Source organism: Actinomadura chokoriensis (assembly GCF_039529475.1).
GTDB lineage: Bacteria > Actinomycetota > Actinomycetes > Streptosporangiales > Streptosporangiaceae > Spirillospora > Spirillospora bangladeshensis.
In genome coordinates this window covers 1-5,979 of the sequence record NZ_BAAAMW010000059.1, presented here as the reverse complement: position 1 = coordinate 5,979, position 5,979 = coordinate 1, and the positions used below count along the sequence as shown (strand labels likewise).

Sequence of the window (5,979 nt, the reverse complement as noted above, 5' to 3'; positions counted from 1 at the left end):
CCTTTCCTCGGGGTCGGTGATCGACCAGCACTACCGGCGCCGCCGCCACCAGGAGTTCCTGCGGTTCCTCAAGCTCATCGACGTCGCCGTCCCCAAGGATCTAGACCTGCACCTGGTGCTGGACAACCACGCCACCCACAAGACCGAGCAGGTCCACAAGTGGCTGCTCGGTTCCACCTGCACTTCACCCCCACCAGCTCGTCCTGGTTCAACCTGGTCGAACGCTGGTTCGCCGAACTCACCAACCGCAAACTCCGCCGTTCCGCCCGCCGAAGTGTTGTCGAGCTGGAACGCGACGTCCGCGGCTGGGTCAACGAGTGGAACTCCGACCCCAAGCCGTTCGTGTGGACCAAGAACGCCGACGAGATCCTCGAAACCCTCGCCGCATACTGCCAACGAATTAATGACTCACGATGCTAGTGAGACATTACTGAGAGTCGATGACCAGGCGCCCGTAAGCATTACTTTGTCCCGGTCGACCTCGGGCGGTTGCGTGGCTTTTAAGCTTTTCGTGCTTAAGCATTTTGCCAGGCGCCGTCCAAGAACCGCCGAGGGCATTGTCGGAGTGAGGTGGTAAATGGTCGCGAGACTTCTCGTCGAGGGGCTCGCTGAAGTGGCTCTTACCAGTGTCGAACGGGCCGCAGATGCACAGATTCTCGCGGCGGTGTACCCCTTCCAGGCTCTTGAGCGTGTCCTGGTTGGGGCGCGGGATGGAGGAGGCGGTCCGAGTCGCCAAAGGTCTTGCCGGCGGGGAACCCGGACCGCTTGCGGCGGGTGTGCAGGTTGGCGGGGTCGCGGCCGGCGGCTTCCTCGGCGAGCAGGACGCGGACGACCTCGGCGGGGTCCAAGCGTTGGGCGTTGGCGGTGGGGGCCAGGTCGGCGAGCGCGCGGCGCATGTGCGGGAGTTTGAGGCGCTTGGTCAACTCGATGGCCCCGGCGAGTGGGTCGCCGTTGGAGCCGGGAACGAAGCGCAGCGGGGTGGCCATCAGGCGTTGTCCTCGAGGGTCGTGTCGGTGGGAGCGTGGGCGGTGGGCTCGTCGGCGGGGCTGGCCGGAGCCTGTTCGAAGGAGGCCCAGGCAGAGGTGCCGGGCTGCAGGCTGTGGGTCTCAGAGGCCGGCTCGGTTCGGCGGCACCGCGTCCGACCTGGTAGTCCAGGATCGCTTGCAGGTCGGCGTCGGCGAACCGTCCGCGGTGATCGCCGCGGTCCCCAGGGCCCGGTCGATCTGGGCGGCCGAGTAGAGCTGGGCCAGGGAGACCGCTTCGGCTATCTTGGCCTTCGTCCGGCGTACGCCGACGTCGGCGGGCTCGACAAGCCAGGCCGCCCCCGGGTCGAGTATCAAGAACGCTGCCTCGTGCGCCGAGGTGGCCTTGGGGGTGCGGTCGCCGGCCTTGTCCTCTCGTGGCGGGTAGTGCGCATGGTCGATGATCGGTGCACCGAGGTCCCTGCGGGGAGAGCGGGCGACCTCGCCGACGCCGCCGTCTGGCCCGACCGCGGTGACGATGAGTTCGTCGCCGTAGAACCGGGCCCAGACGGGGGCTGTCGATCAGCTCGTGCGGGACGAGTAGCGCATTCCCTCGACGGAGATCGTGGCGTTCCAGTTCACCCGCCTGGTCGTGCCGAACGCGATGGTGAACGGCGGCTTGGGCAGCAGATGCAGCCGGGCCTGCTCCTTGGCGAGCCGTTCGGCCGGACGACGCCGGGTCTCGCGGTGGACGCGGCTGTCGCCCTCGTCGCAGAACTCGCGGCAGGCCGCTTCCAGCTCGCCGAAGGTGTGGAAGTCCTCCCGCAGGTCCTCGTTGTCGTGCAGCACATAGGCTGGGACTCGCCGATCCGCCGCAGCGTGGTGTCCAGGTAGGACGCCACCGTCGCCAGCGTCTTGTCCCAGACGGGGATCACCACCGGAACCGCGACCACGCCAGCCAGGCGTACCACAACGTGGTCGGCCGCCCACCGATCACCGGGCCGGTGCCCCAGTCTCACTGCAGCCACAGGCCCGGCGCGGTGATCCAGGGCCGATAGACCCGCCGCTGACCGGCCTTGAACTGGGTCTTGGCCTCTGCGACGGTGCGGCGGGTGGTGCGTTCCCGCCGGTGAAGCCCATCGCGACGATCCGCTTATGCACCACCTTCGCCCGGATCTTGCCGTTCGAGCCGACCAGAAGCTCTTCGATCTTCGGCAGGAACGCATCAATCGGCCGCGCCCGGTGCCGCCGGTCCTCAGGACCCTGACCGGCCGCCCTCATCTTCACATAGTGCGCCGCCGTGTGGTGGTCGCACCCGGCCAGCTCCGCCGCCGCACGGTAACTGCCCGTGAGGTCATACGCCTTAAGGATCTCCATGATCTCCCTGCTGTTCTTCACCCGGACGATCCTCCTCACCCGGGCCTGCGAGCGGGGCGTTATCCGGCCATACCCGGCGAAACCGGTGGCCGCGAGCGGGGCCCTAAATGGCCGCCAGTGGGGAGCATTCTATGGCCGCCGTCACTCCCTCTCTTGTGCTCTACCTTCATCCGGCACGATAACGCTGCTTTCAGAGCGAGCCGACGGAACAACCGACGTACGCCGCCCCACCGACAAACCGTCGGGCGCAGACGAACCTGAGGCTCGATGTCCGGTATTTACCTTTTTGTCATTTGCGTCATCAGGTGCTTCGCTCTGACGGTCTGCACTCAGCAGACGCGATCGATTGAAACCGGTACGGCGGAGCGCGTCCGCCCGACTCAGACGCGCGCGAAGCGTATGGGGCCCTACCGGTCCCGGCGCGGGAGGAGGCGTACCGCCGCCCCGCCGCATTCATACTGCCGCAGGGCGGTAGTTACGGCGCACCCGCTCTTGATCGGCCATCGGAAGCAGAAGCAGCACCGTGAAGGTGTCGACGGCGGTCAAGTAGGCCAGTTGCAACAGCGCAGCTGCCCATCATCCTGCGGTGATCCGGTCGTGGGCGGCCCGTCCCTGCGACTGGTCGAGTTTTGCGTCGGAGTCCACTCCCCCCATGCCTCTCCCTGCACGGACACGTTTTCGTAGGTGGAGGTGTCCAGTCCTCAGGGCCGCCTGGGCGCCCGAGGGTTTGGCCACGGTGTGCCGGTTCGCGATGCGTCGAGGATCTCGCCGAGCCGTAGCCAGGCATTCGGTCCCGCATGAGAGGACGGGTTCGCGGCGAATCGCGCCCAGGTCGCTTCGTCCTCACCTAGTGCGGTCATGACGACCGAGGTGACAGCCTCATGAGGAGGCGAGTACCCGCTGCCTCCTCCGATGGAGAGGACGGTCCATGCGGGCAGGGCACGAACCAATTCGTCGGAGCAGTCGGGGAGGGCCAAGACCGTACGGGTCCACGCCTCGCGAAGGTTGGGGCCCCCACCGAGTCGGCTCCGCAGATCCATCGTGATCTGCAAGATCGCGGTCTGTGGCGCCGAGTGCCGGTGGAGCACCTCGGCAAAGGCAAGCTGGGAGCGTGGACGGTGAGCAAAGGAGAGAAGCGCCTTCTCTACGAGCTCGTCATCGGTGTGCCGACTGAGATAGTCCTGCAGGACGTCATCGGTCGTCGCCGCGAGGTCCCGGGCGCTCACTCGGTGAGGATCGCCCAGTGCCTTTTCCCAGGTGGTCGCCGTTGGGTCCGCGATGATCCGCTCGATCGCCGTGTGCAGTTCGGACAGTCGTCGCTCGTCGTTCCACCCGAGGATGCGTCCCGCCCTCCACCGGTCTTCGGGAACCTGCCGACCGGCCTGGAGCACGAGCCGCACCTTGGCCCTCACTTCGTCCGTGAGGTGAGGGAGGTGAAGCAGCATGCCATGTACCCAAAGGATGTCTTCGCGTTCTCGATACTTCCTTGAGTCCGGCGCCTCCCAGAGCTCCAATGCCCGTACCGCTGCTGCGGCAAAGCGGCGACCGAGCTCGGCTAGTGAATCTTCCGATGCACGCCAGGTTCTTGGATCGCCATAGTGGTTCGTCGCCTCCGCGGGATTGAGCAGGTAACGCCAGGTATGTTCCGCTGCACGTCGCGTCCACAAAACCGCGGACCGGCACCCGAACTCCAACAGAAACTCGGAGTCGGTGAGGTATCCCTCCACATGACGCCGGTCATCTGCGGTCAGAGCACCAAGCTCGTCGGCGAACAGGGAACGCGCTTTTTCGGCGGACGCGCCGTCCCGCACGGTCCGACACAGTCGAGTGATCAACACGCTGCGCTCGAAAAGAGCAAGATCCTCTGCGGCGAGCTCCTCGAGAAGAGCCTGGTCCACGTTCCAGGGAATGGCCCCCAAGAGATGTCCACGAATGATGGACTGGGCCGGTGTGTCCCGTGTTCGGTCAACGAGCTCGCGGTGCCGATGAAGATGGACGGTGACCAACCATCCCCACATGTCCTTCCACGCCTGCAGCCCCTGCTCGAACGCCTCCCACTCGGCGTCGCCCCCGACATCCTCGTCGGCTTCGGGACTCCGGGGCAAGAGCGCGAGCGCTGCAGCGAAGACGTCATCGTGCAGTGCCGGCTCACGCAGAATGAGTTGAGCTGTGCCCGGCTTCTCCGACAGTTCCCGCGTCATCGGTTGTCCGTGCGGCTCGCGCCTCCGGGTCTCCGTAACGATGGCTTCTACCATCGCGTCGGTACTGTCCGCACGTCCGAGAGTTGCAAGCTGAGGAGCGGTGCAGCGGGCCAGGAATTCCTCGCGCAATGCATCGTTGCAGGATGGATGGGAGAGCGCCACCGCAGCCAACTTCATCGAATCAGAGCGATGAGTCCCGACCGCCCGCCCCAGGTCGGTTTCCGTCGCCGTCCTTAGCATCCACTCGGGCGCCACTTCGGTGAGCGTTTCGCGTAGCAGGACCAGCAGCAGGTCGTCGCGTTGCGAGCTCGCGTCCATGGCGCGAACCCGCTCGACCACCATGCGGACCGCCGGAGAATCAGGACTTCCGGCTTTGGCCATCGCATACAGAAAGGTATCCGGAAGTCCGGATTTCGAATCCGGTTGTGCCATGCATGGTCTCCTGCGATCGACGAGCCGAGTCAGCTTTCATTGTGCCGTGTACTGCCAGAAGGTGCACCATGCTCGCCAACCTTGGCGCACGCGTCCCGGCCGCTCTCGGCCTCATCATGATCTACCTGGCTGTGGGTAGTGGTGCGGACCTGTCCCAGCCCCCGGCACACAAGAAGCACCAAGGCGCCCAGAGCTTGTCCTCTCGAGCTCCGACGTACGGCGCCGATCCCGGTCATGGTCCGCCGCCGGATCGCCCAACTGGGGCGCGAAGTGGCCGTACCCGCCGGCCGGTCGAGTTGCTGAAGCAGATGTGGCCCAAGACGGTTGGAAGCATCGCCGCGATGGTCGGCGTGGAGCCGCCTGTTGAGGGCTGCTGCTGTGTCTTGGCGTGTCCGAGTCCGGCTTTCTCATGGGGCGCGAGTGGCCGCCTTCGATGTGAGCGATCCGGCACGCATGGCGACCGTGCAGACCGGCCGCAGACCCGGGCTGCACTTACTGCCGCCAGATGCCTTCCGGTTTGTCAGAGCTCTCGGCTACCGTTCTGACCTATGGTGGCTAGTCCGCTACAACCGGCCAAGGCAACGGTCAGCGCCACGCTCGCTTCGTTCACGGAGGACTGGCGGCCCCGCCGGCGACGTACAGCCGGCATGCAGACCGTGCTCTTCAACGTACTGGGCACCCTGGCCGGTGTGGATCCTGAGCGGGCTTCTCCGGATCTGCTGACAGCATTCCCTCTAAATACCCAGAGTGGTCGAGTCTCCTCGGGCGATCAGCGCAGTCCGAGCTCGGTCGGACGCAGACACCGGGAGGGTTCAGCGGACTCGACGGTCTTGTCTTGATGAGCGGCGTGATTGGCTGTCATGGAAATCACAAGTGAACGGAGCCCATTCCAACCTGAGTGTGCAGGTCACAGGTTCGTCGCGGACGACGGAAGCGGGCTGTGAATGAGTGAAGCTCCTGCTAGATGAGGTTGTCGACCAAGATCAACCTTGTCCGCACAGGAGCTT

2 protein-coding genes and 2 pseudogenes are annotated in these 5,979 nt (G+C 65.5%); 1 reads left to right on the top strand and 3 read right to left on the bottom strand.

From position 1 onward, the window contains the following. Nucleotides 1-420, top strand: a pseudogene (locus tag ABFX46_RS43125) (transposase); the annotation flags it as partial. A gap of 200 nt (nt 421-620) precedes the next feature. On the opposite strand, the gene ABFX46_RS43120 reads toward ABFX46_RS43125, so the two are convergent. The 3 genes and pseudogenes from ABFX46_RS43120 to ABFX46_RS43110 all read right to left on the bottom strand — a co-directional run bounded on the left by ABFX46_RS43120 (nt 621) and on the right by ABFX46_RS43110 (nt 4,972). Continuing rightward, nucleotides 621-986, bottom strand: coding sequence for a hypothetical protein (locus ABFX46_RS43120; RefSeq protein ID WP_346050408.1), 366 nt, complete (start codon nt 984-986; stop codon nt 621-623). Beyond that, nucleotides 986-2,360 (bottom strand): annotated as a pseudogene (locus ABFX46_RS43115) (Mu transposase domain-containing protein). The gene ABFX46_RS43120 and the pseudogene ABFX46_RS43115 overlap by 1 nt, the downstream one beginning before the upstream one ends. A 680-nt stretch (nt 2,361-3,040) precedes the next feature. Beyond that, the gene (locus ABFX46_RS43110; protein WP_346050406.1) at nt 3,041-4,972 is read right to left on the bottom strand and encodes a hypothetical protein; all 1,932 of its coding nucleotides are present in this window, start codon (nt 4,970-4,972) and stop codon (nt 3,041-3,043) included. Nucleotides 4,973-5,979: the final 1,007 nt, after the last annotated feature.

What these genes read in the sequence shown, in the direction of transcription:
- ABFX46_RS43120 (WP_346050408.1), bottom strand. Translation starts at nt 986, where the DNA reads ATGGCCACCCCGCTGCGCTTCGTTCCCGGCTCCAACGGCGACCCACTC.
- ABFX46_RS43110 (WP_346050406.1), bottom strand. Translation starts at nt 4,972, where the DNA reads ATGGCACAACCGGATTCGAAATCCGGACTTCCGGATACCTTTCTGTAT.